Raw genomic sequence first — 25,674 nt, 5'->3', positions numbered from 1 at the left:
CACAAACCCCGGCAGCCTCAAACTGCCGGGGGTTTTTCTTCACCCGCCCTCGCGACCACCCACCGAAGCATCCACTCAAAACTTATCCCACCCGTCATCGCCACCGACGGTAGCAACCGGCGACGCCAACCCCTTCGCCGGCACACGCACCGGTTCAGCCTTCGCCCCAACGCGGACCGCACTCACCGGCTTGACGTGAGCAACATTGGCTAGCTTACCCACCCCAGCCACCCCAGCCACCCCAGCCCCCGCATCCCCCCTTGGCAAGAGGTCAACACCCACCCCCACCCGAAAAAAACCCACAGTCTCACTCAACCGCTCCCCCTGCTCCTCCATCGACCGCGAAGCCGCTGCCGCCTGTTCCACCAGCGCCGCGTTTTGCTGCGTGACGTTGTCCATCAGGGTGATCGCGAGGTTGATCTGCTCGATGCCGCGGCTCTGTTCGCTCGAGGCCGCCGCAATCTCCGACATGATGTCCGTCACGCGCGCCACGGCATGCGTGACTTCGGTCATCGTCTTGCCCGCTTCGCCGGCAAGCGACGAGCCGTCGCGAATCCTCTCCACCGAATCGGCGATCAGATCCTTGATCTCCTTCGCCGCGCTCGACGAGCGCTGCGCGAGACTCCGCACCTCGCTTGCGACCACCGCGAACCCGCGTCCCTGTTCGCCCGCGCGTGCCGCTTCCACGGCTGCGTTCAGCGCAAGAATGTTGGTCTGAAACGCGATCCCTTCGATGATGCCCGTGATGTCGGCAATCTTCGTCGAGCTATCGCTGATGTCCTGCATCGTGCTCACTACCTGGCCGACCACGGCGCTGCCTTTCTGCGCGACAGACGAAGCATTCGCGGCGAGCGTGCTGCCTTGCTGCGCGTTATCGGCGTTCTGCTTCACCGTCGACGTGAGCTGCTCCATGCTCGACGCCGTCTCCTGCAACGACGCCGCCTGCTGTTCGGTACGCTGGCTCAGATCCATGTTGCCCGCCGCGATCTCGCGAGCCGCGCCCGCGATGCTCGTGCTGGCGTCGCGCACGCGTCCGACGACCGTCGTCAGACGCTCGTTCATCTCGCGCAGCGCGCCGAGCAGTTTGCTGGTCTCATCCTTGCCGTCGACGCGAATGCGCGTACGCAAATCGCCTTGCGACACGGTCCGCGCGACGTCGATGGCAACGCCCAACGGCCCGCTCACGGCACGCGTGATCGCGACGCACGCGCCGACTGCAAGCGCAACCGCGAGCAGCGAAATGGCGATCAGCAGATTGCGCTGGTTCTGGTAATGCGCCGCGTAGTCGGCGATCATCGTCTCCTGCCGCGCATGCGCGTGCCCGGCATACGCGTCGGTCGCGCGAATCAGCGCCGCGAGGAGCGGCCGGCACTGATCGTCCATTTTGACAATCGCCTCGTCGCGCTTGTTGGCGAGCGCGAGGCCGACAATGTCGGTCGCGACCGGGCCATACGCGGTCTCCACGCGATTGATTTCGGCCACGAGGCTGCGCGCCTTGTCGTCGGCGCCGGCGTCCCTGACCATCTCGTTCAGCTTCTTGAGATTCGCCGCCACGTCTTCGTGTGCACGCGTGACCTGCGCTTTTTCGATCTCGAGATCCTCGGGCTTGACGACGAGCACGAGATTGCGCGCCGCGATCGCGCGGCGATCAACCGCGGTTCGCACCTGAACCGCCATGTCGGCGCGCGCGTTGATGCCGCGCACGAAACTGGAAAAGCCATCGGTGGAATCGGCGAGCGACTTGAGCGAAAGTCCCGCGACCGCAACGACGATCAGGGACAGCATGCCGAAGCCGGCTATCAGCTTCGCTTTAATGGTGAACTGGTTCAGAGCGGCCATGTATCTGTATTTCTCCAGGGACGAAACGAGCGCTTCGTAATGGACTCTCAGGTCCGGGAATGGGAGCGTCTATGCGGCCGCCGGACAGTCGACGACCTCGCGCGGTGTTGCCGCTTCGTGCGAGCACAAAAAGCGGCATCCCATTTATTGGTTATCGGAGCTTCGCAGATGGACTTGAGAGAAGCCGGGTAATCCACGACCCCGTAACAGCCGCCGCCGTCTAAACTTCCACCCAACTCTCACCGCCAACCAAAGACAACCAAAGACAACCAAAAGACAACCAAAAGACAACCAAAAGACAACCGTAAGCCCCGCGCAAGCCGTCAAACCCCCGTCTTTTCCACGATTTGGGCCGCGGTTCCCTCTGTTACGCTACCGGCTTGCCATACGTGCCCACGGGCGCGTCCTTTCCCCACCGCGCGCCAAGGCCGCGCATGTCCGAACCGAACAACATGGTCACGCGTCGTCCCAACCTCATCATCGCGATCAGTGGCGTGCTGGCGAGCGCAATCCTCGCGCTCGCCGTGTGGGTGCTCGCGCAGATGCACGACGACGCGTTGCGGCGCGCGCAGGACTCGGTCTTCAACGTCTCGCTGCTGGTGGAGCGCGACGTCTCGCGCAACCTGGAAATCTACGATCTGTCGATCCGAACGGTGATCGACGGGCTCAAGCAGTCGCGCGTGATGCAACTCGATCCGGCGCTGCGTCAGATGGTGCTGTTCGACGGCTCGGCGTCGGCGAAAGACATGGGCTCGATTCTGGTGATCGATGAAACGGGCTATATCGCGATCGATTCGCAGTCGCTGCCGCCGCGCCACGTTTATCTCGGCGACCGGGACTACTTCAAGGTGCATCGCGATTCGCCTAGCGTCGGTTTGTACGTGAGCCGTCCGTTCATGCCGCGCACGACGGGCGCTGACATGAGCATTGGCCTCAGCCGGCGCATCACGCGGCCGGATGGCAGCTTCGGCGGCGTCGTCGTGGGCACGATGCGCCTGAAGTATTTCCGCAGCCTGTTCGACGGGATGAACCTCGGCGCCGGCGGATCGATGGCGCTGATGCTGAGCGACGGCACGATGTTGATGAGGCGTCCGTACGATCCGAAGACGATCGGCATCAATCTGATGGGCACAGCCAATTATTCGCGCTTCGTCCAGCAGCCGAGCGGCGACTTCTTCGGAACGGCGGCGATCGACGGCGTCGAGCGCTGGTACGCGTTTCGCCACATCGACATGTATCCGCTGATTCTCGACGTCGCGCTGTCCACGCGCGATATCTACGTCGGCTGGCGGCGGCGCGCATGGATCATCGGCTCGCTGATCGGCGCGCTCAATCTCACGATGATCGCGCTCGCCGTGCTGTTCGCGCAGCAGATACGGCGGCGCCTCATCGCCGAGGAAGAACTGCGCACGCTCGCGAGCACGGACGGTCTCACGGGCGTCGACAACCGCCGCACCTTCGAGCAGTCCGCGGAGAACGAATGGCGCCGTGTACACCGCAACGGCGGATCGCTTTCGATGCTGCTGATCGACGTCGACAGTTTCAAGGGATTCAACGACCTGTACGGCCACTCGGCCGGCGACGATGCGCTGATCACGGTGGCTCGCTGCATCACGCAGAACGTGCAGCGTCCGGGCGACACGGCGGCGCGCTACGGCGGCGAAGAGTTCGCGGTTCTTTTGCCGGACACCGACCAGGCCGGCGCAATGTCCATTGGCGAGAAAATCCGCGCGGCCGTGGAGGCGGTTGGGCTCGGTCACGTGGCCAGCTCGCACCATGTGCTGACCGTGAGCATCGGCGTCGCGACGATGCAGGGCGAGGCGTTCACGTCGAGCCGCGCGCTCGTCGATGCCGCCGATCAGGCGCTGTATGCCGCGAAGGATGCGGGCCGCAATCGCGTGTCTTCGTACGGGCCGGGCGTGCCGGCGGCGGAAGGCAGCGCGATAACTGTCGTTGGTCGATAGCGCTGCCTCACAATAATACCCGGATAATATGTTGCGCTTTTATTTAACCCGGGTATAATTCGACAACTTCCCGAACCGGCGATTGTCGTGACCACGTATTCCCGCACCTGTACGGCCTTTGAGGGCCATCGCCTTATCGCTTCCGGCGAATTGCCGCGGGTCGCGCTCGCCGTCAAAGAAGTCCTCGCGCGGGGCGAACAGGCGCCCGTCCTCGTTTTCGACGACGTCAGCGCGGCTCCCGTCGAATTCGATTTGCGCGGCAGTGCGGAGGACATCGTCGCGCGCTTGAACCAGGCCGACCGCGCCGCAGATCCCGCCACCGACGCAACCACCGATGCCGCCGCCGACACCAGCACGCCACGCGGTCGCGGACGGCCGAGGCTTGGCGTCGTCGCGCGCGAAGTGACGTTGTTGCCGCGTCATTGGGATTGGTTGAATGCGCAGCCGGGCGGCGCGTCGGTCGCGCTACGCAAGCTGGTGGAGACGGCGCGCGCAACCGGCGAGCATGTCGACCGCAGACGCGCAGCGCAGGAAGCGGTGTATCGCTTCATGACGGCGCTGGCGGGCAACCTGCCCGATTACGAAGATGCGACTCGTGCGCTCTATGCCGGCGACCGGCCGCGCTTCGAAGAAAAAATCGCGCAATGGCCGGACGATGTCCGCAGGTACACGCTGCGGCTCGCTGAGAATGCGTTCGAACCGCACGCCTGAACCGAAGCAAGGCGAAAAAAAACCGCTCACACCCGGAGAGCGTGAGCGGAAAGTCGGAGAGTTACAACAACATCGCATGCGTTAATTGGGGTCAACGCAGCGGGGCAAGTCTAAGAGCCAAATCGCTGCTTTGATATCGGACGAATCTCAAACGCGTAGCTCGTTTGCATCTGCCAGGCATTCCTTACATTATCCTGTCCCGCTTATTCCGGGATTCATCGCATCAAGTCCGCGCGCTGCGCGCCGTAAAACGAACTGAACGCTGCTGAGCCGCTGCGTCGCCAACGCGCCTTCTTACTCCTGATGAGTCGTTGGCACGTTCCGGCCGTGACGCGGCAGCGAGCATTTTTGTTGCGACTTGTGAAGGATAGGCCAATGAAGTGGTTCGATCGCATGACCGTGTTCAGGAAACTGCTGCTGGCATTCGCCGTGGTGATTGCGTTTTGCGTGGTGATCGGCGGCACATCGCTGAAGACGCTGTCGTCGATGCATGACATCACGGATGCCATCTGCGATAAATATATGGACGGCCTTTACTGGCTCGAAGAAGCGAACCGCCACAAGATCGATTCGGATCTCGCCGCTGCGAACCTCGGCTATGTGAGCGGCGAAGCCGGCCGTCAGAAGCTCAAGGACAGCATCGTGGCATCGCTCAAGCGAATGCACGAGGGCTACGACAATTATCGCGCGACGATCGTCACCGCCCAGGGGCGCCAGATGTTCGACGACGTGCTGCAGAAGTCCGCGGTCTGGGAAGGCATCGTGCAGCAGCAGATCGGCCTTGCGCCGATCCCGGCCGGCGTCGACAACGACGAACTCGTGCGCCGTGCGATCGCGTCGAGCGAGACATTGCGCGACCGCATCACGGCGCTGATCGACTATCGCCGTCAGCAGGGCAACGACGCGCAGGCCGAAGCCGCCGCCAATTATCAGCGCATGCGCATGGCGATGCTCGTGCTCGTGCTGGGCGCGATCGTCGCGGGCGGCGTACTGGCCGCGATCATCGCGCGGCGCCTCGCGCGTCAGTTGGGCGGCGAGCCGGATTACGCGATGCACATCGCGAACCGCATCGCCGGCGGCGACCTCAGCGTGCGCGTCGAAACCCGTCCTGGCGACACGCAGAGCATGCTCTTCGCACTGCGCAACATGCGCGAGCGGCTCTCGGGCATCGTCGCGGGCATCAGCGAATCGAGCGAATCGATCCTCACTGCATCGGGCGAAATCGCGCAGGGCAACACCGACCTGTCGCAACGCACCGAAGAGCAGGCCGCGGCCTTGCAGGAAACCGCGTCGAGCATGCAGCAACTGACGTCGACGGTGAAGCAGAACGCAGGCAACGCACAGCAGGCGGGCGGCGTCGCGCACGGCGCTTCGGAAGTGGCGGCGCGCGGCAGCGATCTCGTCGGCGATGTGGTCGAAACGATGCGCGAACTCGCGGCCGGCTCGAAGCGCATGACCGACATCATCGCGATGATCGAAGGCATCGCGTTCCAGACCAACATTCTTGCGCTGAACGCCGCGGTCGAGGCCGCGCGCGCGGGCGAGCAGGGACGCGGCTTCGCGGTCGTCGCGGGCGAAGTGCGCTCGCTCGCGCAGCGCAGCGCGGTGTCGGCGAAAGAGATCAAGGAACTGATCGAAAACTCGACGGCGCGCGTGGACAGCGGCGCGGAACTCGCGGAGCGGGCCGGCCAGACGATGGCCGAAGTGACTCAGGCGATCAGTCGCGTGACGGACTTGATGAACGAGATTTCCGCGGCGTCGCAGGAACAAAGCACAGGCATCGAAGGCGTGAATCGCGCGGTCGCGCAAATGGACGACGTGACCCAGCAGAATGCCGCGCTCGTCGAGCAAGCCGCGGCCGCGGCGTCGTCGATGGCGGATCAGGCGAGGCAGTTGCAGGCGGCGGTGACGGTGTTCTCGCTCGAGCCGAAGCACGCGTGACGAACGTCGCGTCATCGCGCGCGTCGCGTTTGTGCCTGGCCGCGCGCGATATTGTCCGCGCTTGCCACCTCCAATCGCACTCCGTACACTCGCGCGTAATTCCCGCACGGCGCTATTTTTGCGCGCCGTCGTCCACGAAAAACGCCGAATAGAGGAGAACCCCCGCGATGGCCGATTCCTATTTTCCCCGCTGGCGCGCGCAGCCAGATGCCGTCGAGGGGCGCATCGTCGGTACTGACGAACGCCTTGCCTGGCCGCAGATGTTCGCGATGGGCATTCAGCACGTCGTCGCGATGTTCGGCTCGACCGTGCTCGCGCCCTTGCTGATGGGCTTCGATCCCAACCTCTGCATCTTCATGTCGGGCATCGGCACGCTGCTGTTCTTCGTGCTGGTCGGCGGCCGCGTGCCGAGTTATCTCGGCTCGAGCTTCGCGTTCATCGGTCTCGTGATCGCGGTCACCGGCTACGGCGGCCACGGGCCGAACATGAACGTTCCGGTCGCGCTGGGCGGCATCATCGCGTGCGGCGTGGTGTATGCGGTCATCGGCCTGATCGTGTCGGCGGTCGGCACGCGCTGGATCGAAACGCTGATGCCGCCAGTCGTGACCGGCGCGATTGTCTGCGTGATCGGTTTGAATCTCGCGCCGATTGCCGTGCGCGGCGTGAGCGGCAGCAACTTCGATTCGTGGATGGCGCTCGTCACCGTGCTGTGCGTCGGCGCGGTCGCGGTGTTTGGCCGCGGCATGCTGCAACGCCTGCTGATTCTCGTCGGCCTGCTGATGGCCTACGTGATCTACGCAATCGTGACGAACGGCCTCGGCATGGGCAAGCCAGTCGACTTCTCGATCGTTGCGAACGCTGCGTGGTTCGGCATGCCGCATTTCACGGCGCCCGTGTTCAACATGCAGGCCATGACGCTGCTCGCGCCGATCGCGGTGATCCTCGTCGCCGAAAATCTCGGCCATATCAAGGCGGTCAGTGCGATGACCGGACAGAACCTCGACCGCTATATCGGCCGCGCTTTTCTCGGCGATGGACTCGCGACCGTCGTTTCCGGTTTTGCCGGCGGTACGGGTGTGACCACCTACGCGGAAAATATCGGCGTGATGGCCGTGACCAAAATCTATTCGACGCTCGTGTTCGTGATCGCCGCGTTGATCGCGCTCGTGCTCGGTTTTTCGCCGAAGTTTGGCGCGGTGATCCAGACCATTCCGGGTCCTGTGCTCGGCGGCGTTTCGATTGTCGTGTTCGGTCTGATCGCTGTGACCGGCGCGCGCATCTGGGTCGTCAACAAGGTCGACTTCTCGGATAACCGCAATCTGATCGTGGCCGCGGTCACGCTCGTGCTCGGCGCCGGCGACTTCTCGCTGAAACTCGGCGGCTTTGGTCTTGGCGGCATCGGCACGGCCACGTTCGGCGCGATCATTCTTTACGCGCTGCTCAGAAGGAAGCCGGCGCAAGGGCCGGTAGCCTGATCGTTTTCAGGAGACGACGTTACTTCCAGCGCGCGGTCAGCGCCGTCTCCGACAAATCCACTTCATGCATGAGCTTGTTGAACGTTTCGTCGTTGATCGTCTGATTGCTGCGCAAGCTGAGCAATACCTGGCGCTCGGCACGCATTGCGGAGAGCTTCATGCGAAATTCCAATGCGTCCGCGCGCCGCGCCATGTCGCGCGGTTCCTGATCTCCGGCGAGTGCCGTCAGCCTGCGGCGATAAATGTCCATGACGCGCGCGGTCACGTCGGCGGCATAGGCCGAGGCCGATTCATCGAGATTCGCGCACTCCTTGTCATGCAGATCGTCGACGGCGCGGATCGCCGCTTGCGCCGCCATCGTGCGCGCGAGCGCTTCTTCCGCGGCGTGCGGGTCCTTGCCGCGGCGCCATCCGCGCAAGAGCAACGGCAACGCAATCACGCCGACGACGAGCGACACGAGAATGACACCCGACGCGATAAAGATCGCGAGGTCGCGCCCAGGCAACGCCGCGCCGTCCGGCAACGTTTCGGGCAACGACAACACGCCGGCAAGCGTCACCGCCCCGCGCACGCCGGCAACTGTCGTAACCGCCACGGTGCGCAGCCCCGGCACCGCGTTGACGAGGCCATGCCGCGCTGCGCCGCGGCTCGAAAACCAGCGCAGCAGCCACACCCACGTAAAGCGCAACGCATACAGCGCCACGGCGACGACCGCGATGTAGCCGATCAGGCGTCCCACTTGCGCGTCGCTCGTTTGGTGCGCGTCGAGCAATGCGCGGCCGAGAATGTGCGGAAACTGCAGCCCCAGCAGAATGAACACCATGCCGTTGAAGACGAACTCGATCATCATCCACGTATTGTTTGCGCGCAGGCGCGACGAGACCGATCCCGACGTGGCGAGCGTCGTGTAGTTCATCATCATGCCGGCGGCGACCGCCGCGAGAATGCCCGAGAGCTCGAAACGTTCGGCGATCAGGTAGGTGGCGAACGGAATCAGCAGCGTCATCACGACGCCGGGCGCCGGGTCGCCTTCTTCCGTCAGATTGAGAAAGCGCACGGACACGAAGCTGAACAGCCAGCTTACCGCCGCGCCCGTCGCGAGACCGCCGACGGCGATGATCACGAAACTGATCGACGCATCGCGCAATGAAAACACGCCGGTCAACGCAGCGGCGATCGCGAACTTGAGCGCGACGAGGCCGGACGCGTCGTTCATCAACGCTTCGCCTTCGAGAATATGCATCAGCCTGCCCGGCACCTTGCCTTTGCCGGCGATACCCGAGAGCGCGACGGCATCGGTCGGCGACAGCACCGCGGCGAGTGCGAACGCGACCGGCAGCGGCATCGACGGCACCAGCGCGTGCACGAAGTAGCCGATGGCCAGCACCGTCATGAACACGAGGCCGAGCGCGAGCATCAGGATCGAGCGGCGCGCCATGAAGAATTCGCGCTTCGGAATGCGCCATCCGTCGGCGAACAGCAGCGGCGGAATGAACAGCATCATGAAGATTTCAGGGTCGAACGTGACATGCAGTCCGAGCCTCGGCCATGCGAGCATCGCGCCCATCGCGATCTGCACGAGCGGCAACGGCAAGGGCAGCAAGCGGGTCACGACACCGGAGGCGGCCACGGCAAGCAGAAGAATCAATACGGTGAAGACGATATCCATCGGTACAGGGCTTAAATAGACAACGGGGATTATCCGATGGATCGGCGCATCGGAGCCAGGGCGCACACGCACGTCCATCGCACCTTAACGGTGCGCGCTCGCCCTCTGGTGGCGCACGCGCCATACCGTCGGTGCAATCTTTCACGCGAGTTACATCGCTATGTGCGCAAGCGTGCGCATGGAGCTTGCTTAAGCCATATCGATGGCGCACATTTTGGAGCAATGGCGCCGTGGGTTGTTCGCATCCGCGTTCTGACCGGCCCGGCTCTCGCGTGAGAGGATTGCATGACGATTGCGCAACAGGAAAGAACGGCCGCCGCGCCTCATGGCTTCGACGTCGAAGTGACATCGGGCCTCGAACGATTTTCGGTGCAGCACGGCGAGCTGACGCTCACGAGCGTGTTTCAACCCATCTTCAGTCTGTCGCACATGCGGGCTGTCGGCTATGAAGGGCTATTGCGCGCGCACGACATGCTCGACCGGCCGGTGTCGCCGCTCGACGTGTTCGGCGAGGCGGCGCGCGTCGGCGACGTGTTGCAACTCGATCGGCTCGCGCAGACGCTGCATCTGGAAAACTTCAAGGTGCTCGGCGCCGAACGCGAGTGGCTCTTTCTCAACGTGCATCCCGGCGCGTTGACCGATCCTTACCTGTCCGCCGCATTGCTCGCCACGCTCAAGCGTCTCGACTTGCCGCCGCGGCGCATCGTGCTCGAAGTGCTCGAGCAGCGCGCGGAAGACCTCGAGCGTCTCGCGGATGCCGTGCGTCAATTCCGCGAGCGCGGCTTTCTGATCGCACTCGACGACTTCGGCGCGGGACACTCGAACGTCGAGCGCATCTGGCAACTGAATCCGGACATCGTGAAGCTCGACCGCATCATGCTGTCGCACGCCGCGCATCGCGCCGACATGGCGACGATCCTGCCGGGCCTCGTCGCGCTGTTGCACGAAGCGGGCAAGCTCGTGCTGATCGAAGGCGTGGAAACCGAGCACGAAGCGCAGATGGCGCTCGCCTGCAACGCCGACTTCGTGCAAGGCTTTTTCTTTGGCCGCCCGAATCCTGGCGCGGCCGACGCGACGCATGCGGCCAGTTGCATCGGCGAACTCACCGAGCGTTATCGCGACCAGACTGAAGCGGGCGAACGCCGCAATGCGACCCGCCTCGCGCCGTATCTGCGCGCCTTCGAACGCGCGGCCGAGCGGCTTGCGGCCGGCGAGCCGCTGGAAGAAGTGTGCTGGAATTTTCTCGCGCTCGATCACGCCGCGCGCTGCTTTCTGCTCGACGCGAAAGGGCGGCAAGCGGGCCGCAACGTCGTGCTGCGCGCCGACCGCGCGGCGCATGAAACGCGCTTCTTGCCGCTCGCCGACGCACAAGGCGCGAACTGGCTGCGTCGTCCGTACTTTCGCGATGCGATCAATGCACCTGAGCGCGTGCATGTCACGCGTCCGTATCTGTCGATCAACGAGGCGTTGCCGTGCGTGACGTTGTCGGTGGCCACGCAGGTTGGCGGACAAATCTGCGTGCTGTGCGGAGATATCGACTGGGTGGACGAAGAGCGCTTCTGACATCATGTCGTTTTCAACGACACACGGTTGCGCTCATGTCCGTTCTGCTCGAAGTCATTGCCACTACCGTTGCCGACGCGCGGCTCGCCGCGCAGGCGGGCGCTGACCGTCTCGAACTCGTCACCGCGATGGGCGAGGGCGGGCTCACGCCGAGCATCGGTCTGATCGAAGCCGTGGTGAACGCGGTCTCCATTCCCGTCAACGTGATCGTGCGTCCTCACAGCCGTTCGTTTGTCTACGATGCCGACGATCATGCGCTGATGCTGCATGACGTGCGCGCCGTGAAAGCGGCGGGCGCGAACGGCGTGGTGATCGGCATGTTGAACGTCGACGGCGAGATCGATCGCGAACAACTGGCGCGCGCAATCGACGCCGCCGATGGCCTTGCCGTCACCTTCCATCGCGCGTTCGATGAAGTGCGCGATCAGCAAAAAGCGCTGGACGTGCTGCTCGGTTTTAATGCCGTGACGAATGTGCTGACGTCAGGTGGACAGCCTTCCGTGCTGGATGCCGAGGCGACGATTCGCGCGCTCGTGCGCCAGGCGTCGGGATCGCATTGCACGGTGCTCGCGGGCGCGGGTCTGACAGTCGATGCAGTCGCCGGCTTCGTGAGCCGTACACAAGTGCAAGCGGTGCACTTTGGGTCGGGCGTGCGTGTGGGCGGCAACGGACTTGCGCCGATCGACATCGACAAAGTTGCGCGAGTCAGGGCATTGCTGAACGCATAAAAAAGCCGCTTCATGTCGACACATGAAGCGGCTTCATCGTTTGCGCAGCAGCAAGCGTTGCGCCGGTTTCTACAACGCGTGCTACTTCGCAACCACGACCGGAATACCGCGCAACTGTCCCGCGCCTTTAACATCCTCGAGCGATTTCTTCACCGACGCTCCCGTCGACGCTTCAATCTGCAAGCGCGCCGCGAGTTCACGTTCGCCACGCTTCACGCCTGCGAGATTCGCGAGCTTCACGTGACCGTAACCGCGCACGCGAGCATGCAGATCGGCGAGCTTCGCGACGTCTTCGAGATTGCCTGCGTCGAGCTTGGCAAGCGCGCGCTGTAACGTGGTTTCGTAGTCGTCGGCGAGTTCGCGCTCCATCTTGCGCTCGAGCGTGCGGCCAAACGGATCGAGCATCGTGCCGCGCAGTCCACGCACTTTTGCCAGCACGCCGAGAACCGGCCACATCCATTGACCGAAGGTTTTCTTGGTCGGATTCCCACCGGAATGCGGGCGCGTGAGCGTCGGCGGCGCGAGATTGAACTTGATGCCGAAGTCCTTGCCCGCGACGCCTTCGAATTGCGCTTCGAGTGCTTCACGGAAGGCGGCGTCGGTGTGCAGGCGCGCGACTTCGTATTCGTCCTTCACCGCGAGCAAGCGATAAAACGTCGTCGCCGCTGCACGCGTCACGCGTTCGCTGCTTGCATCCACCGCATGTTCGGCGCGACGCGCGGCGTCGACCAGCGCGCGATAACGCTTCACATAGCTCGCGCCGCCGTAAGTTTGCAGACGGCCTTCGCGATGCGCGATCAGTTCATCGAGCGTATCGACGCGCACCGTTTGCTTCGCCGCATGCCGCGCCTGCCACAGCGATTCGAGCGCGGCGGGATCGTCGGCGGCAAGACGGCCGATCGAAAACGCGAGTTGGTTCATCTGCACCGCGACGTTGTTCAACTCAATCGCACGCATCAACGCGCCGAACGACACGGGCACGAGGCCGAGTTGCCACGCAAAGCCGAGCATCAGAATGTTCGCGCCGATCGTGTCGCCGAGAAAACGTGTGGCGAGCGCCTGCGCGTCGCATGCCGACATGCGTTCGGCTCCGGCCGCATGCCGCATCTTGTCGATCAACGCGTCGGCGTGCAGCGTCGCGTCCGGGTTCGTGACGAAGGTCGCGTTCGGAATTGCATGCGTGTTGACGACGATGCGCGTGCGCCCATGACGTACCGTTTGCAGTGCGTCGGCGCTTGCGCCCACCACCATGTCGCAGGCGAGCAGCACGTCGGCCTGCTGCGTGTCGATGCGCACCTGGTTCAGCCATTCGTCGCGCGCCGCGAAGCGCACGAACGACAGCACCGAGCCGCCCTTTTGCGCGAAGCCCATGAAGTCGAGGACCGACGCGCTCTTGCCTTCCAGATGCGCAGCCATGCTGATCAATGCGCCGACCGTCACGACGCCCGTACCGCCGACGCCCGTCACGAGAATGTCGTACGGCGCGGCGTCGAGCTGCGTGGCGGGCAGCCGCAATGCGTTCACGCGTTCGGTCAGCGCTTGCGGATCGAACGCGACGCCCGCGGCTTTCTTCAGCTTGCCGCCTTCCACGGTCACGAAGCTCGGGCAAAAGCCGTTCACGCACGAATAATCTTTATTGCACGACGATTGATCGATGCGGCGCTTGCGCCCCAACGCCGTCTCAACGGGCTCCACCGACAAACAGTTCGACTGCACGCCGCAATCGCCGCAACCCTCGCAGACTTCCTCGTTGATAAAGAGCCGCTTGTCCGGATCGGGGAATTCGCCTTTTTTCCGGCGACGCCGTTTTTCGGCGGCGCAGGTCTGGTCGTAGATCAGCACGGTCACGCCGTCGGTGTCGCGCAGTTCGCGCTGCACGGCATCCATTTCGCTGCGGTGATGGAACGTCGTGCCCTTCGGGAAAAGATCGTGATGGCCGTCGTATTTCTCCGGCTCGTCGCTGACCACGACGAAGCGCGATACGCCTTCGGCTTCCACCTGACGCGCGATCTGCGGCACGGAAATGCTGCCGTCGACCGGCTGGCCGCCCGTCATCGCGACCGCGTCGTTATAGAGAATCTTGTACGTGATGGTGGCTTTCGCCGCGACGGCCTGGCGGATCGCGAGAATGCCCGAATGAAAGTACGTGCCGTCGCCGAGATTCTGGAACACGTGGCGCGTTTTCGTGAACATCGAATGCGATGCCCAGTCCACGCCTTCGCCGCCCATCTGAATGAGACCGGTGGTGTCACGCTCCATCCACGAAGCCATGAAGTGACAGCCGATGCCCGCCTGCGCAATCGAACCTTCAGGCACTTTCGTCGATGTATTGTGCGGGCAGCCCGAGCAGAAATACGGCGTGCGCTTCACGCTGTCGGCGGCGTTCGAAAGAATTTGCGGCGCGACCAGATCGACCACGCGCTCGCGGCGATCAAGCGCAGGCTTGTGCTTCGCGAGCCAGTTCGCGAACACAGGCAGAATGCGCGAAGGCCGCAATTCACCGAGCGACGACAGCAGCATGCTGCCGTCTTCCGCATGCTTGCCGATCACGGCCGGCCGCGCACCTTGCGTGCGGTTGTACAGATAGTCCTTGATCTGCTGCTCGATGACCGGGCCTTTCTCCTCGATCACGAGCACTTCGGAAAGACCGTCGACGAACGTATCGATGCGCGTCATTTCCAGCGGAAACGACAAGCCGACCTTGTAGATGCGCACGCCGGCCGCGTCCAGGTCGGCGACGGTCAGATCGAGGCGGCGCAACGTCTCCATCAGGTCGAGATGCGCCTTGCCGCACGTGACGATGCCAACGTTCGCATGCGGACTCGGCGCGATCCATTTGTCGATGCTGTTGGTTCTGGCGAAGTGGCGCACCGCGTCGAGTTTCGCGTGCATCCGCGATTCGATGGTGAGGCTCGGCAAGTCAGGCCAGCGGTTATGCAGGCCGCCTGCCGGCGCTTCGAAATCGTGCGGGACGGTCCAGTCGGTTCGCAGCGCATCGAGATCGACGGTCGAGCCCGATTCGACGGTTTCGGAGATCGCCTTGTAGCCGACCCACGCGCCCGAGAAGCGCGACAGCGCCCAGCCGTACAGCCCGAACTCGAGCATGTCGGCGAGGTTCGACGGATTCACGACCGGCATGTGCCACGCCATCATCGCGAAGTCGCTCTGATGCGGCATCGACGACGACACGCAGCCGTGATCGTCGCCGGCCACGACCAGCACGCCGCCATGCGGCGACGAGCCGTACGCGTTGCCGTGCTTGAGCGCGTCGCCCGCGCGGTCGACGCCGGGGCCCTTGCCATACCACATCGCGAACACGCCCTCGACCGTGCGTTCCGGGTCCGCTTCCACGCGCTGCGTGCCGAGCACGGCGGTGCCGCCGAGTTCTTCGTTGATCGCGGGCAGAAAGCGCACGTCGCTCGCTTCGAGCAGTTTCTTCGCCTTCCACAATTGCTGATCGACCATGCCGAGCGGCGAGCCGCGATAGCCGCTGATGAAGCCGGCGGTGTTCATGCCGCGCGCCTTGTCGAGCGCGCGCTGCATCAACGCGAGGCGCACGAGCGCCTGGGTGCCGGTCAGAAAGATGCGGCCGCGAGTCGCGGTGAGATTGTCGGACAGCTTGTAGTCGGCGAGAGCGGGCGTGCCGTCGATGGGCAGGCGAGCGGTCATGGGTGAGTCTCCGTAATTTTGCATTCGCGCGCGCGATGGGGACCGGTGGGAACCACGAAGCCCGCGCAGCGAAAGAGACTCTATTTTTTAGCGCCAATCAGAGTGGATTTTTTCTACTTTCCGCGCATGCACGCGAATGCGCGCGAAGAGCGCCGCGTTTTGACGCGGTTTTGAGATGGATATGCCACGCGAAGGATGGCTTCGGGTATGCCCTGGGTGCTTCGCCGGGTTATATCGGGCGATTCTCGCCCGCGCTTCGCGTGTTGCTGCTTTGGCCGTTTATCGCCGCTTACGGCCGCACGCTTGCCGCGACAGGCGCTTCGTCGAGCGGCACGATCTCGTCGAAATGCGAGTAGTCGATATGGCTCACGCCGTCCTGCTCGCTCATGATGTCGACGAAACGGTGATGCCAGAAGATTTCGTCGCACGACCACATGTGGCGCGCCTGCATCGTTTGCGACGTCGATTCGTCGACGCCTTCGAGCGTCAACAGCAGCGACGTGTCGCGCGCCTTCAACGTTTCGGCGGTTTCGCCAAACAGCGGACTTTCTTCGTCGATCACATGCATCAGACTCCAGCCGAGCTTGAACACAGGATGTTGATCGCGCACGAGCGTCAGGTCATGAAGCCGCCGCAATGTGTAGCCTTCGGCCGTGGTTTCACGCCGCAGAATGCGCAGCCGCGCATGCGCTTCGGCGATCACGTTCTGACGTCCGTTGGCCGAGCGCACGATCAGCGTCATGTGGCCGTCGAGCGGCCGGATGACCGCGTAGCGCGCGAACATGATCTTCGCGTGCGGGCGAGAGAAGCGCGCGAATATCAGCCCCGTTGCCAACGCAATGCTCGACATGCCGACGAAGATTTCGAGCGTGGCGATCCAGTGCGCGTAGACCGTTTGCGGATGCATGTCGCCATAACCGACGGTGGCGAGCGTTTCGACACTGAAGAAAAACGCGCCGCCGAAGCCCGTTGGATACAGGTTGGCAATCGGTGCGTCGCCGAGCATGTAGAGCGCGGCGAAGCTTGTGTTGAGCAACATGAACAGCACCGCGAGCGAGACGAAAAACGTCGGCCAGCGAACCGTCAGCGCGCGGTGATAGAGATCCTGCCAGAACCGCATCGGCATGCCGTGCGCGACGACCACCTGATCCTCGATACGCAGTTCGCGGCTGCCGCGCAAGCGGCGTTTTCGCGCGCGCTCTTCAGCGTCGCCGATGCCGGGAAAACGGTCGGTCGGTTCGGTAGCCATCGCGTGCTCGAGGAATGAAAACGGCGCAAGCGTAGCACGGCGCCTGGCTCGCCGAACGCGGCTTGCGAGTGCGAAGCGCGGCGCGCCCGAAAGCCGCACGCCGCGCCGCGCTTCGCACTCGCAAGCCTTAATGCCGCTTTATGGAAACGCCCGCGGCTTCGGAATGCCCGCGCCGTGTTCGATGTCCTCGACCGCTTGCTGATGCGCGGCCGCGATCGCCTCGGCGGAGTCGCCATAACCGTTGTCGCCGCCGACGGTCGTCCACGGCTTGACCGCTTTCTCGCGATGCCGGATTTCGTACTCGGCGTCCCAGCGCGCGCCGCTGAGTTCGATCGGGCGCACGTGAATCGAGTACACGCCGTAGAGGAATAGCTGTTCAGCCATGATCGCCTCCAACCATTGCGTTCGGCGGCGCGGCGCGGATGCACGAGCGCGGGCGCCGGTCTGCCTAGAGTTCGATTTCCCCGAGTATGCGATGAGCGAGCGCCTTCGCTTCTTCCAGTGCCTCGCCTGGCGTGGACGACGTAGCCTCGACTTCGTAGACGGTGGTTTCCTGGTCCTCGCTCGCTTCGCCTTCGTCGCGAGCGAGTGTGACTACGCCTTGCCAGGTGTCCCGATCGAGTTCTCTTACCGACGCAGTGGCCGTGTAGATGCCTTTGGTGTAGGTGATGTCCTCCATGGCGTCGCTCCTCGTTCCAAAGGTTGCCGTGTTTTCATGCTAGCACGGCCATCGCGCATCGGCAGAAGCGGCGGCGTGCCGCAGGGCGCAGGCCGCGCGCAACGACAGCGCAACACCAACATAAACCACCCGCGTTACAACAGCGCGACGACTTCATCCAGCGACGGCGCATGCGCGCCCGCATGCCGGCACGCCGCGGCGCCCGCCGCGAGCGCGAACGCCAGATGCTCGGGCCACGCGCGTTGCGAAGCGGTCATCAGGCTGAACAGCAAGCCGCCGATCGACGCGTCGCCCGCGCCGACCGTATCCACCACCTCGACGCGCGGCGGCCGCGCTTCGACCGTCATCGCGCCGTCGATCAGCAGCGCCGTTTCCGGTCCGCGCGTGACGAGGACCGTGGCGCTCGGGTTCATCGAACGCAACTGGGCGAGTGCTTGCGCTTCGTCGTCGGTCTTGAACAGCAGGCGCAGGTCTTCGTCGGAGACCTTGATGAGGTCGGCGAGCGCGGCCATTTTACGCAGCGTAGGTTCGTAGCCGTGCTCCATCAGGTTGCGGTAGTTCGGATCGAAGCTGATCTTCACGCCGCGCGAGCGCAACTCGGCGGCCAATGCCGCGAGCGTGTCGCCAAGCGGTTGACGCACGAGACTGATGCAGCCGAAGTGCGCCCACTTCACGCGCTCCATCCAGCCGGCCGGCAGGTGCGCGGGATCGAACGCGAGATCGGCGCCGTTTTCGCCCATGAAAAAGTACGCGGGCGGATGCGTGCGATGAACGATCGCGAGCAAGGGCGGGCGCTCGACGCGCTGCATGAAGCGCATGTCGAGGCCGGCGGCGACGCTCGCGTCCCACAGCTCGTCGGAGAAATTATCGACGCCTAGCGAGCCCGCGCACGCGGTCGGCAAGCCGAGCCGCGCCACGCAGCGCGCCACGTTCCAGCCGGCGCCGCCAGGACGCGACAGCCATTGCGAGGCGCCCGTGCGCACGAGGTCGGTGAGGATGTCGCCCGCCGAAACGAAGACCGGCAGTTCATGGTTTGTGTCCGCGTTCGTCATTTTGCCTGCTCCGTTTGAACGGTTGCAGTGGCTGCGGCCGCGCCGTCGGGCAGCGCGTGCGCGAGCACCTCGTAGCACGCGCCCATCGTGTGATAGTCGGTCTTGCCGGCCGGGCTCTTTTCGTCGCTGTATTTGCGGTTGTCGCAGGTGAGTATGCGATACCAGGCGCCGTATTTGTGATCGACGAAGTGCGTCCAGCTATAGCGCCAGATCTCGTCGTACCAGTCCCAGAAGCGCTCGTTGCCTGTGCGCTTGCCGAGCAGCGCGGCGGTCGCGAAGGTCTCCGCCTGGACCCAGAAGTATTTGTCGTGATCGCAGACGGTGCCGTCGGGGCCGAAGCCGTAGTAGAGGCCGCCGTGGTCTTCGTCCCATGCGTGCGTCATCGCGGCGTCGAACAGTTCGATTGCGCGCGGCAACAGCCACGGCAACGGACGGTAGCGCTCGAGAATCAGCAGCAGCTTCGCCCATTCCGTTTGATGCCCCGGCTGGAAGCCCCACGGACGAAAAATGTTCGAGCTGTCTTCCTCGTTGTAGTGCCAGTCCACCGACCAGTCCGCATGAAAGTGCTCCCACACCAGACCCTGCGAGAGTTTCGCCTGACGCAGCGTGATGTTCGACGCGACGCGCTCGGCGCGATCCAGATAGACGAGGTGACCGGTCGCTTCATGCGCGGTCAGCAAAGCCTCGGTGGTGTGCATGTTCGCGTTTTGCCCGCGATAGGAACTCACGCGCCATTCGGGCGATGCTTCGTCGGCATAGAGACCCGCGGCGGCGTCCCAGAAGCGGTGCTCCATCAGTTCGAAGGTCGCGCCGATCATCGGCTTGGCTTCCTCGATGCCGGCCATGGCCGCATGCGAATACGCGAGCAGCACGAAGGCCAGGCCGTAGCAATGACGCGTGGCGTCGAGCGTGCGCTTTTTGCCGTCGCGCCATTCGATCTCCCAGTCGTAGCCTTCGTGCTGCGCGTCCCAATGGGCGTCGTGCAGAAAGCGCAGACCGTGGCGCGCGTATTCCAGATGCTTCGGGTCGCCAAACTGGCGATACGCCATCGCGTAGTTGAACACGTAGCGGCAACTGCTCACCAGGTGCCGCGTGGTTTTGTCGTAGACGGAACCGTCGTCGCGGAAAAAGTGGAAGAAGCCGCCGCTCGGATCGAGCACGTTCGGCGCGTAAAAGCGCAGCGTGTCCTCGATATGCGAGAGCAGAAACTCGCGGCTTCTGAAACTGGCGACGGGCGGCACGGCAGGGCCGTTCGCGGAGTGAGGCGTGGCGGATTGCGTCATGGCGTTTTCACCAAAGTACTGGCACGGGCGATGAGATGGACGGGCAAGCGGACTTCCGTTTCGGCGGGCGCGTCTTCGAGCAGCAATTCGACGCCGCGCCGGCCGAGCGCTTCCTTGTCGACGGAGATGGTGGAAAGCGGCGGCGTGGCATGGGCGGCGGCGGGAATGTCGTCGAAGCCGATCACCGCGATGTCCTCCGGCACGCGCACGCCGCGCGCGAAGCAGGCGCGCAGCGCCGCGAGCGCGGCGGCGTCGTTGTAGGCGAATACCGCATCCGGACGCGGACCGGGCGCATCGAGCAGTTGCTGCATCGCGCGGGCCGCGCCGCTGTCGGGGTCGAGGCCGGCGTCGATCGTCACTTCCAGCGACGGGTCGAACAGCAGCCCCGCTTCGAAAAACGCGCGCCGGTAGCCGAGCGCGCGCTGCGCGATGCTGAAGTGCGCAAGCGATCCGCCGATGAACGCGACGCGCTTGCGCCCCTGTTCGAACAGATGACGCATGGCGAGCGCGGCGCCCGCGGCGTTGTCGAGATTGACCGAGCGCAGGCCGGGCGCCCACAGGTCGATCAGCACGAGCGGCCGCTGCATCGCGACGAGCGTGGCAAGCGTCTCGGGCTCGACGAAGCCGGCGATGGCGACGGCGTCCGGCGCATGCAGACGCATCTGCTCAATCACGTCTTCGGTCGGTCCGGCAGTCAGCACGGACGGCACGATGCCGCGCTCGCGGCACGCGTCTTCGACACCATGCAGCACATGCGAGAAGAACGGGCTGACGGCGAAGTTGTTGTGCTGCCGATGCAGCAGGAAAGTGAGGCGGCGAATACGCGGACGCAGTTGCGCGGCGTCGTAGCCGAGTTCGCGCGCGGCCTTGACCACGCGCACGCGGGTGGCCTCGGAAAGCCCTGGCTGGTTTTTCAGTGCGCGCGATACGGTGCCGATCGACACGCTGGCCGCGCGCGCGACGTCGCGAATGGTTATCGCCATCGAAGCAGGCGGCCGTGCAAAGGCGGCCGCGCGGTGTTTGGGTCCGGGCGATTGTATAGTAAAACGTAGCCGAAACAGCCTGAAAAAAGCGCTGACCACACCCGTAAATACCCGCATGTACGGGTTATTTGTGAGTTTTTGGTGTTTAGTAAAACTAGCTAAACACGCCCGGGGAAAAGCGTTCGGCGGCGCTCTCGCCTCTATGAGCGCTATCAGTCCGTCAGTCTGCGTGCAGCGCGGCTTCCGATTGTCCGCGTAACAACGCCACGCTTTCCTCGGCGTCGATCAGCACGAAGCCGCTCGCTTCCAGCTTCGCGCGCCGCTTGGCCAGCGCCGCGACCGTTGCGATTGCCTCGCTGTTGTAGAGCGAGACGCCATCGGCGGAATCCGGCTCGACGCGCACGCAGCCAATCGCCATCGTCACGAAGCCGAAGAAGGTCGGATTGCCGCGCCTGTCCTCGCCGTGGATGCCCCCGGCCAGACGGTCCGCGGGCGCATAGAAACGCTGCGCGCCTTCGTTGAACGCATGGATCGCGCACAGCACACGCTCGCGCCAGTCGTCGCTCTGGAACAGGATCAGGAAGTCGTCGCCGCCGACGTGGCCGAGAAAGTCGCGCGTCGGGTCGCAGACGTCGGCGAGCACGGCGGCGGCGAACTTCAGCACTTCGTCGCCTTGCCAGTAGCCGTATTGATCGTTGAAGGGCTTGAAGTGGTTCAGGTCCACATAGCACGCGTAGAAACCCGCGTGGTTGCCGACGAGCCGCGCAATGTGCGAGCTGATCGGAATGTTGCCGGGCAGGAAAGTCAGCGGGTTCGCGTAGCGCGCCGCTTCGATGCGCACTTCGGTGACCGCGCGCACGAGGTTTTCGCCGGTGCCGAGCCCCGCGTATTTGCCGTTTTCGGTGATGACGAAGCCATCGGCGAGATAACGCTGGTCGTCGCTCGCGAGCAGCTTGGCCATTTGCTCGACCGTCATGGATTTCTCGATCACGACCGGCGACGCATTCGCGAACAGCAGGCACGGCCGCTTGCCGAACAGCTCGCGGTGATAGGGCAGCGCGTAGCGGTCCATGAAGCTCCGGCGGTTGATCAGCGCGACCGGCTCGTCGTGTTCGACGACGGCCACCGCATGCAGTTCGGGCAGCCGGTTGAAGAGTTCGAGCACGTCGTTGTTGGTCGCGTGGCGCGGCAGCGCGGGCGCGTGCACGAGCATCTTTTCCGACGCCATGCCGCCCGATGGCGATGCGCCGCCGAGCGTGCGCGTCGCTTCGGGAAACACGGCGATGTGGCCAGCGCGCAGCGCGTCGCGGGCGTCGTCGGTGACCTTGCTGGCCGGCTGCGCATGCGGACGGCCGAAGAAAAAGCCTTGCCCGCAGCCGATTCCCATATCGCGCACGACGATCAGATCCGCTTCGTTCTCGATGCCTTCGGCGACCAGCCGCGCGCCGCTCGCGCTCGCAAAGTGCTGCATCGCGCGAACAGCTTCGAATTTCAGCGGATCGCAGGCGATGTCGTGAATGAAGAAGCGGTCGATCTTCACGACGTCCGGTTGCAGCCGCACCCACAGATTCATGCTGGCGTTCGCGGTGCCGTAATCGTCGAGCGCGAATTGCGCGCCCGCCGTGCGCAGGCAGGCGATCACGGGCAGAAAGGCGCCGACGTCGGGAATCGTGCTTTGCTCCGTCAACTCGATCACGATGCGCTGCGGGTCCACGCCGCGGTGGCGCAGCAGCGCGAGCGTTTCGTCGGGCGCGTCGGCCAGGCGCCGCAGCGCGCCCGCGCTGAAGTTGAGGAACAGCTTGCCGTCGCGGCCGAGCTGCGCGAACGCGTCGATGCACGCGCGCGCGGCGGCCTGCTCGAGCTCGATCGTGCAGCCTTCGGCGAGCGCCTGCGAAAAGAGCGCGAACGGCGCTTCGAGCGGCGTGCCGGCCGGGCCGCGGATCAGGCCTTCGTAGCCGAGAATCGCGCCGTCCTCGAAGTCGATGATCGGCTGGAACACGGCGGACAGCTCACGCCGGGCAATCAGTTCGTCGATGCGCGGCGCGGCGGATCGGGAGGGCGAGCGAAGTTGCATGGCAGGTCGGCGTAGCGATGGACCTGCGGCTTAACGACCGCCCATGCGAAGAATTAAGTGAACTTTTGATGAAGCGTTGCACTTGAGTGGTGCACGAGCGTCGTCCCAGGAATTTTGCGGAATCGGCCTATGCCATCCGGCCGAGGCGACAACCGCGGCGTTTGCGCGTGAAATAGCAAAAAGCCGCGCAAGGCGGCTTTTCGAAAAACGACGCTCAGGGAGGGCGCTTATGAACGTTCTATTTGCATTGCGCGCGTATTCAACGGCGAACTCAGCGGCGAACTCAGCGGCGAGTTCAACGACGAGCCACGGCGGCGGCAGTTTGCCCGCGCGAGGCGGCGCGCGTTTCGCCGCTCATGTCGCGGGCGCCCCAGCGCTGCGCGAGCGCGGCGCACACCATCAACTGGATCTGATGGAACAGCATGAGCGGGAGAACGACTGCGCCCACGGCCTGCGAGGCGAAGATGACCTTCGCCATCGGCACGCCGGCGGCCAGGCTTTTCTTCGAGCCGCAAAAGATGATGGTGATCTGGTCCGCGCGCGAAAAGCCGAGCCGCTTGCTCACGAGAATGGTGACGCCCAGCGCGAGCGCGAGCAGCACCACGCTGATGAGCAGCACGCCGCCGAGGGCGGAGAGCGGAATCTGGTGCCACAGGCCCTCGGTAACGGACTCGCTGAACGCGCCGTACACCACCAGCAGAATCGAGCCCTGGTCGACGAACTTGAGCACGCTGCGATGCCGCTCGATCCATTTGCCGATCAGCGGGCGCAGCAGTTGCCCCGCCACGAACGGCACCAGCAATTGCAGCACGATATTGCCGACGGTGTGCCAAGGGGAGCTACCGCCCGCCGCCTGATTCGTGACGAGGACGCTGACGAGCGCTGGCGTGACGAAGATGCCGAGCAGACTCGAGGCCGACGCGCTGCAAACGGCGGCCGGCACGTTGCCTTTGGCAATGGACGTGAACGCGATAGAGGACTGAACCGTCGACGGCAGCGTGCAGAGGAAGAGGACCCCGGCATAGAGCGCCGGCGTGACAAGTGGCGAAAGGAGCGGTTTAAGCGCGAGGCCGAGCAGCGGAAACAGCGCGAACGTGCTGAGCAGTACGACTATATGCAGACGCCAGTGCGTGGCGCCCGCAACAATCGCTTCCCGCGAAAGCTTCGCGCCGTGTAGGAAGAACAGCAGGCCGACCGCGACGTTCGTGACCCAGTCGAACCCGACGGCGGCCTGCCCGTGAACCGGCAACAGGCTGGCGAATATCACGGTGCCGACGAGGCACAAGGTGAAGTTGTCGGGAAGCAGTTTCGGGCGGGCCATGTCGGATTCTCGAAATCGGTAATGCGGGACTGCACGCAAGGCGCGTGCGCGAAGCGCCGCGGATCAGCGCCAGGGAAAACCAGTATTGTCCTGCGAAAGCGATTGAAAACGCAAATTCATTTGCCGAATCGATTGATGAGTGATGCGCATTCGGAGCCGCGTGCTGTCCACGGTTGGCCGTGAATTCGCAGGCGGTTGTGCATGCGCGAGGCGCACGGTTTCGGCTTTGTCGGTCCCGACATCATGCGCGCAAACAGACCCTTGCCACCCGGTTTCCGCTACGCGTTCCGCGAATGCCAGGAGCGCGATCCGGCACCGCCATAAGGCGGTTTCCGCAAGGGTTATGTCGTAGAAAAACGTCGCAGTAACAAGGTGTTACAACAGCGGGCGAGGCCTAACACTTTTTGGCTCGACACCCTCTGCCGACGACCATAAATTACCGTTCAAAGGCCGTCGGGAATGCCCCGCGCCGCGAGCTTTTCCGCGGCGCCCGCGCCAGTCCCTCAACAAGTCCGCCGCAGCTCGAACGGTGGGCTTCAGGCAAGTCTTCGGGCAAGTGAGTCACGGGTGGACGGGTTGTCGAGAACGAAGCACTGGCTGTGGGGCGCGCTTGTTGTCGCGCTGTGCTCGTTCGCCTACGCCAAAGGGCCGGGCGTTGCCGGTTTCGCCGTCGACAGCTACGGTCATGGCAATTACGTCAATCGCGACGTGGGCGGCGCCTTCCATCGCTCCGGTGTGCCTGTCTCCAACATTCGCCGTGTCGCCGGACCGGGCTCTTATCCCGGCGAAGGCCGCGGCGGAATTCCGTACCCTGGCGTGATCACGCCCGTCAGCGCTGAATCGCGTCCCGGACAGCGGCCGCAGTCCAACCCGCCGGTTCGCTCGGGCTCGATCCGCGCCGACGTCGCGCGATATAACGAAGAACGCAGCTCCATCCGCTCGATCCAGCGCCAGGGCGACGACAGCCGCCCGCCCGAAGCTTCGCCCTACCGTAACTAACTTGCGCTGACGTTGGCCGCTTGCAGCCGGTTTGGCCCGAGGCGTTTACACGCGCACGTCGCATACGCATACAACGTCCGTTGCTCCACGACGTATCCCGCGCATTTCACAAGCAACTCCGCCTTTCAATCCGCTTCGCATCCGCATTACATCTCAATTCTCTTCTCACAAGCATTGAAACGCCTCCGCTCTAGTTGACGTTTCGACGCCACACTTTTTTGAAAACACTCGGCAGCAGACCGTCTCCCGTCGTCAAATCGGGGCGGTTATGCGGCGCTGCGTCATCGGGATGTCATGTGAAGCGTTATTAACCGGCTGGCGTGCCGCGAGCGCTGCCTGGCGCGATTCATTGCGTCTGCCGCGGCACCGCGAAATGGCTTGCACAACGGTCTTTAACAGGCCGATAAACGACGAACCTAATCAGACCGATATACCGGCAATAACGAGCCATGTTTTTGTTTATAAAAATGGTCCG

The 25,674-nt window shown here is 64.0% G+C and carries 18 protein-coding genes; 7 read left to right on the top strand and 11 right to left on the bottom strand.

Annotated features, from left to right (window positions below; translation table 11 throughout):
* Positions 1-75 precede the first annotated feature (75 nt).
* The gene (locus C8K18_RS25780; RefSeq protein ID WP_107709194.1) at positions 76-1,839 is read right to left on the bottom strand and encodes a methyl-accepting chemotaxis protein; all 1,764 of its coding nucleotides are present in this window, start codon (positions 1,837-1,839) and stop codon (positions 76-78) included.
* A gap of 434 nt (positions 1,840-2,273) precedes the next feature.
* Between C8K18_RS25780 and C8K18_RS25775 the strand changes: the two genes are divergently transcribed.
* The 4 genes from C8K18_RS25775 (at position 2,274) to C8K18_RS25760 (ending at position 7,930) form a co-directional block, all read left to right on the top strand.
* Positions 2,274-3,803 carry a sensor domain-containing diguanylate cyclase gene (locus tag C8K18_RS25775; protein ID WP_107709197.1) on the top strand — a complete coding sequence of 510 codons (1,530 nt, stop codon included), beginning with the start codon at positions 2,274-2,276 and terminating at the stop codon, positions 3,801-3,803.
* An 87-nt stretch (positions 3,804-3,890) separates the two neighbouring features.
* Complete coding sequence (locus C8K18_RS25770; RefSeq protein WP_107709199.1) at positions 3,891-4,514, top strand: DUF2239 family protein; 624 nt, start codon at positions 3,891-3,893, stop codon at positions 4,512-4,514.
* Between the two features lie 375 nt (positions 4,515-4,889).
* Positions 4,890-6,455 carry a methyl-accepting chemotaxis protein gene (locus tag C8K18_RS25765; protein ID WP_107709201.1) on the top strand — a complete coding sequence of 522 codons (1,566 nt, stop codon included), beginning with the start codon at positions 4,890-4,892 and terminating at the stop codon, positions 6,453-6,455.
* A gap of 167 nt (positions 6,456-6,622) precedes the next feature.
* Positions 6,623-7,930: a solute carrier family 23 protein gene (locus C8K18_RS25760; protein WP_029969535.1), complete on the top strand. Its 1,308-nt coding sequence runs from the start codon at positions 6,623-6,625 to the stop codon at positions 7,928-7,930.
* Positions 7,931-7,949: 19 nt separating this feature from the next.
* On the opposite strand, the gene C8K18_RS25755 is transcribed toward C8K18_RS25760, so the two are convergent.
* On the bottom strand, positions 7,950-9,599 hold the full coding sequence (locus C8K18_RS25755) for a Na+/H+ antiporter (protein WP_107709202.1): 1,650 nt from the start codon (positions 9,597-9,599) through the stop codon (positions 7,950-7,952).
* A gap of 285 nt (positions 9,600-9,884) precedes the next feature.
* On the opposite strand from C8K18_RS25755, the gene C8K18_RS25750 reads away from it, so the two are divergent.
* Both C8K18_RS25750 and C8K18_RS25745 read left to right on the top strand, forming a co-directional pair.
* Entirely contained in the window at positions 9,885-11,162 is a 1,278-nt protein-coding gene (locus C8K18_RS25750) for an EAL domain-containing protein (RefSeq protein WP_006048190.1), read from the top strand.
* A gap of 35 nt (positions 11,163-11,197) precedes the next feature.
* Positions 11,198-11,890 carry a copper homeostasis protein CutC gene (locus C8K18_RS25745; RefSeq protein ID WP_107709204.1) on the top strand — a complete coding sequence of 231 codons (693 nt, stop codon included), beginning with the start codon at positions 11,198-11,200 and terminating at the stop codon, positions 11,888-11,890.
* Between the two features lie 81 nt (positions 11,891-11,971).
* Here the strand turns inward: C8K18_RS25745 and C8K18_RS25740 are convergent, their stop codons facing one another.
* From C8K18_RS25740 to C8K18_RS25700, 9 genes are all read right to left on the bottom strand, one after another.
* On the bottom strand, positions 11,972-15,559 hold the full coding sequence (locus C8K18_RS25740; RefSeq protein WP_107709206.1) for an indolepyruvate ferredoxin oxidoreductase family protein: 3,588 nt from the start codon (positions 15,557-15,559) through the stop codon (positions 11,972-11,974).
* Positions 15,560-15,848: 289 nt separating this feature from the next.
* The gene (locus C8K18_RS25735) at positions 15,849-16,808 is read right to left on the bottom strand and encodes an ion channel (RefSeq protein ID WP_006048187.1); all 960 of its coding nucleotides are present in this window, start codon (positions 16,806-16,808) and stop codon (positions 15,849-15,851) included.
* Between the two features lie 138 nt (positions 16,809-16,946).
* Positions 16,947-17,192, bottom strand: a complete 246-nt coding sequence (locus C8K18_RS25730) for a hypothetical protein (RefSeq protein WP_006048186.1) — start codon at positions 17,190-17,192, stop codon at positions 16,947-16,949.
* 64 nt (positions 17,193-17,256) lie between these two features.
* A complete protein-coding gene (locus C8K18_RS25725; RefSeq protein ID WP_006048185.1) occupies positions 17,257-17,487 on the bottom strand; it encodes a hypothetical protein in 231 nt (76 codons plus the stop codon).
* Between the two features lie 134 nt (positions 17,488-17,621).
* A complete protein-coding gene (locus C8K18_RS25720; protein WP_107709208.1) occupies positions 17,622-18,539 on the bottom strand; it encodes a carbohydrate kinase in 918 nt (305 codons plus the stop codon).
* Positions 18,536-19,822 (bottom strand): AGE family epimerase/isomerase, encoded by a 1,287-nt coding sequence (locus tag C8K18_RS25715; protein WP_107709210.1) that lies wholly within the window; start codon positions 19,820-19,822, stop codon positions 18,536-18,538. Before C8K18_RS25715 ends, C8K18_RS25720 begins: the two co-directional genes overlap by 4 nt.
* Positions 19,819-20,805, bottom strand: coding sequence for a LacI family DNA-binding transcriptional regulator (locus C8K18_RS25710; RefSeq protein WP_006048182.1), 987 nt, complete (start codon positions 20,803-20,805; stop codon positions 19,819-19,821). Before C8K18_RS25710 ends, C8K18_RS25715 begins: the two co-directional genes overlap by 4 nt.
* 220 nt (positions 20,806-21,025) lie before the next feature.
* Positions 21,026-22,879, bottom strand: a complete 1,854-nt coding sequence (locus C8K18_RS25705; protein ID WP_107709212.1) for a phosphodiesterase — start codon at positions 22,877-22,879, stop codon at positions 21,026-21,028.
* Positions 22,880-23,174: 295 nt separating this feature from the next.
* Positions 23,175-24,200, bottom strand: coding sequence for a bile acid:sodium symporter family protein (locus tag C8K18_RS25700; RefSeq protein ID WP_006048180.1), 1,026 nt, complete (start codon positions 24,198-24,200; stop codon positions 23,175-23,177).
* A 567-nt stretch (positions 24,201-24,767) separates the two neighbouring features.
* On the opposite strand from C8K18_RS25700, the gene C8K18_RS25695 reads away from it, so the two are divergent.
* The gene (locus C8K18_RS25695; protein ID WP_053857407.1) at positions 24,768-25,199 is read left to right on the top strand and encodes a hypothetical protein; all 432 of its coding nucleotides are present in this window, start codon (positions 24,768-24,770) and stop codon (positions 25,197-25,199) included.
* The last annotated feature ends 475 nt before the right edge of the window (positions 25,200-25,674 follow it).

The sequence above is a fragment of the Paraburkholderia sp. GV068 genome, assembly GCF_003058125.1.
GTDB lineage: Bacteria > Pseudomonadota > Gammaproteobacteria > Burkholderiales > Burkholderiaceae > Paraburkholderia > Paraburkholderia graminis.
Note: the sequence above shows the minus strand (reverse complement) of the source record. Positions and strands in the feature narration are given on the sequence as shown.

Coding starts and splice junctions, on each gene's coding strand:
- C8K18_RS25740 (WP_107709206.1), bottom strand. CDS start 15,559: ATGACCGCTCGCCTGCCCATCGACGGCACGCCCGCTCTCGCCGACTAC.
- C8K18_RS25745 (WP_107709204.1), top strand. CDS start 11,198: ATGTCCGTTCTGCTCGAAGTCATTGCCACTACCGTTGCCGACGCGCGG.
- C8K18_RS25720 (WP_107709208.1), bottom strand. CDS start 18,539: ATGACGAACGCGGACACAAACCATGAACTGCCGGTCTTCGTTTCGGCG.
- C8K18_RS25765 (WP_107709201.1), top strand. CDS start 4,890: ATGAAGTGGTTCGATCGCATGACCGTGTTCAGGAAACTGCTGCTGGCA.
- C8K18_RS25780 (WP_107709194.1), bottom strand. CDS start 1,839: ATGGCCGCTCTGAACCAGTTCACCATTAAAGCGAAGCTGATAGCCGGC.
- C8K18_RS25730 (WP_006048186.1), bottom strand. CDS start 17,192: ATGGCTGAACAGCTATTCCTCTACGGCGTGTACTCGATTCACGTGCGC.
- C8K18_RS25705 (WP_107709212.1), bottom strand. CDS start 22,879: ATGCAACTTCGCTCGCCCTCCCGATCCGCCGCGCCGCGCATCGACGAA.
- C8K18_RS25760 (WP_029969535.1), top strand. CDS start 6,623: ATGGCCGATTCCTATTTTCCCCGCTGGCGCGCGCAGCCAGATGCCGTC.
- C8K18_RS25700 (WP_006048180.1), bottom strand. CDS start 24,200: ATGGCCCGCCCGAAACTGCTTCCCGACAACTTCACCTTGTGCCTCGTC.
- C8K18_RS25755 (WP_107709202.1), bottom strand. CDS start 9,599: ATGGATATCGTCTTCACCGTATTGATTCTTCTGCTTGCCGTGGCCGCC.
- C8K18_RS25775 (WP_107709197.1), top strand. CDS start 2,274: ATGTCCGAACCGAACAACATGGTCACGCGTCGTCCCAACCTCATCATC.
- C8K18_RS25750 (WP_006048190.1), top strand. CDS start 9,885: ATGACGATTGCGCAACAGGAAAGAACGGCCGCCGCGCCTCATGGCTTC.
- C8K18_RS25710 (WP_006048182.1), bottom strand. CDS start 20,805: ATGGCGATAACCATTCGCGACGTCGCGCGCGCGGCCAGCGTGTCGATC.
- C8K18_RS25735 (WP_006048187.1), bottom strand. CDS start 16,808: ATGGCTACCGAACCGACCGACCGTTTTCCCGGCATCGGCGACGCTGAA.
- C8K18_RS25725 (WP_006048185.1), bottom strand. CDS start 17,487: ATGGAGGACATCACCTACACCAAAGGCATCTACACGGCCACTGCGTCG.
- C8K18_RS25715 (WP_107709210.1), bottom strand. CDS start 19,822: ATGACGCAATCCGCCACGCCTCACTCCGCGAACGGCCCTGCCGTGCCG.